1 protein-coding gene is annotated in these 424 nt (G+C 35.6%); it reads left to right on the top strand.

Translation table 11 applies throughout. The features are described 5' to 3' along the window. The coding region (locus C1I99_RS35530; RefSeq protein WP_499877957.1) for a hypothetical protein at positions 1 to 403 on the top strand (403 nt) is incomplete at its 5' end. Positions 404 to 424 lie beyond the last annotated feature (21 nt).

The raw sequence follows: 424 nt of genomic DNA, 5'->3' as shown, positions 1-424 counted from the left end.
AATGATTACAGCGGTTCTACAAACTATTTTCTTATTCTCATTGCTATTCACCTCCGAAGCTTATAATTTTGCTTATTCATTAGCTTCAGCAGCTATTCTATTCTCCTACCTATTTGTGGGATTGTATCAAATGAAATACAGCTACAAGGAAAAGCAATGGGGACAGTGGACCATTGGCTTAATTGCAGCTTTATTCCAGTTTGCCTGCATGGTGCTATCTGGTTGGCAACAAATTTTGTTAGTCTCTATTAGTTTCATCCCAGGATTCATTATCTATTATCAAGCGACGAAAGAAAATAAACGTGCTTTAACCGGTAAAGAGAAAGGTATGATGGGGATGATTTTGATTCTCAGTTTGATTGCCATTTATTTGGTAGTTAATGGAACAATTGTTGTGAGCTAATTAAGCAGGTTAAAAGTATAA

It is taken from the genome of Micromonospora deserti (assembly GCF_003236335.1).
GTDB classification, from domain to species: domain Bacteria; phylum Actinomycetota; class Actinomycetes; order Mycobacteriales; family Micromonosporaceae; genus Micromonospora; species Micromonospora deserti.
Note: the sequence above shows the minus strand (reverse complement) of the source record. Positions and strands in the feature narration are given on the sequence as shown.